2 protein-coding genes are annotated in these 1,756 nt (G+C 71.1%); both read right to left on the bottom strand.

What is annotated here, in order from left to right:
• The coding region (locus KZA10_RS14145) for a hypothetical protein (protein WP_218683199.1) at positions 1 to 482 on the bottom strand (482 nt) is incomplete at its 3' end.
• A partial coding sequence (locus KZA10_RS14140) for a DUF58 domain-containing protein (protein WP_306300826.1) occupies positions 479 to 1,756 on the bottom strand: 1,278 nt, incomplete at its 5' end. The genes KZA10_RS14145 and KZA10_RS14140, both read right to left, overlap by 4 nt.

Genomic DNA, 1,756 nt, shown 5'->3' with positions numbered 1-1,756 from the left:
AGCACCCCGAGCACGAGCGCCACGGCGGCGAGCGGGGCGAGCGCCGCGATCCCATGGTCGACGTTCGAGGGCGCGAGCACCCACACGCCGAAGACGACAGGTTGCGCCAGCAGCTGCACGACGAGGAAGCGCGCAAGGCTCGGCCACAGCACGGCGAGGGCGACGCGCGAGGAGATCGGGATCTCGAGACTCACCGATGCGAGGACGTGGATCGCGGGAACGAGCAGCACGGCGAGGGCTGTGCGTCCCGGATCCGATTCGGTGAGGAGGACGCCCAGAACGAGGCAGGCGGCCCCGAACCACGCCGCCAGTGATCGTGGGAGCACCACTGCGACGAGAGCGGCGACGACCGCCACCCCCTGCCACAGCGGGAAGGGAACGAGCACGACAGCGCCGCCCCACACGATCGCGAGGATCAGGAGGCGGACGGTGATCCCGGGAACAGCGGCCCGCACCCGGAACGAACGGAGACCGCGCATCATCGCCGCACCGTCCGCATCCGTCGCTGGCGAAGGGCAGCGAGCCGCATCGCGACGTCGATGTCGGGATCCGTCCATGCGACGACCTCGACCCCGGCATGTCGGAGCTCGACGAGGATGTCGGAGCGTTCAGCGAGCAGCGTGCGCAGTGCGATGCGCTGCTCACGGGTGAGCCGACTCCGGTCGGGAATCGGGAGCACATCGACCGCGACCACGACATGACCCGCCGCCCGCCACCGGGTGGCCAGCTGAGCGGCGACGCCGTCGAAGAACGTCGAGAGCACGAAGACGATGGATCCCGACGGCACCACCGGCGACCGCCGGTACCGGGACACCTCCGCGCTCTGTCCGGTCGCCGCGATCATGTCCCGCACGCGTGCGAGGTGGCGCGGGCCGCCACCCGAGGGAAGACTGCGGCCGCCGGGCGACAACGCGTGGTACGCGACCCGATCACCGACACCGACCGCCGCTGTGGCGATGGAGAGGGCAGCCTCACGCGCGAGATCCAGCGAGGTGACTCCTGACCGGTCGGCGTCGTCCGCTCCCCAGGAGGCGACCACGGTCCCCAGGTCCGCCGCGGTGTCCACGGCGATCACCACCGAGGAATCGCTGAGGGTCGTGCTGCGTCGAACGAGGAGTTCGCCAGGTCGACGGGCCGCGCGAGCCGTCGCCCGCCAGTCGACGCGGCGCAGCTCGTCGCCGGGGACGAACGGATGGATGTCGCGGAAGTCACCGCCCTGACCGGGGCGGACACCTTCGTGGGCGCCGTGCAGACCCGTCAGCCGGGGAGCGACCGGAAGCTGCCCGATCCGGACCTGCCTGGGCGGGGTGTTCCATTCCAGCACGACGCGGGGGCCGGCTTCCGAGACCCATGCGCCGTCGAGCGCGACGCCGCGCACGGTCACTCCGAGGAGCTCCACAGGACCGGAGTGCTGCAGGCGGTTGCGGGTGAGGAGGATGGAGTGCCCCGGTCGCGCATCGGCGAGCCCGGACCGCCGCGCCTCCTGATCGATCGCCACCTGGACCCAGTCGCTGTCGAGGATCACATCGACTTCCGCCAGTACCTCCGACGAGTCTCCCGAACCCTCGACGTGCGCACGCAGTTCGATCGACATCGTGGAATCCCGAGGCCGACGCATCAGCATCCATGCTGTCCCGAGGGCGAGCGGAAGTCCGATGCCGACGACATCGGGCCGCGAGAACACGAGCCCCACGGCAGCCAGGAGCGCCGAGCCGGCAACGCCGATCGCGATCACGGGCGTCCGGCTCCAGCGCGC

This window comes from Microbacterium sp. BF1 (genome assembly GCF_019279095.1).
Taxonomy (GTDB): Bacteria; Actinomycetota; Actinomycetes; order Actinomycetales; family Microbacteriaceae; genus Microbacterium; species Microbacterium maritypicum.
The sequence above is the reverse complement of the archived record's forward strand: the minus strand, read 5'-3'. Positions and strand labels throughout refer to the sequence as shown.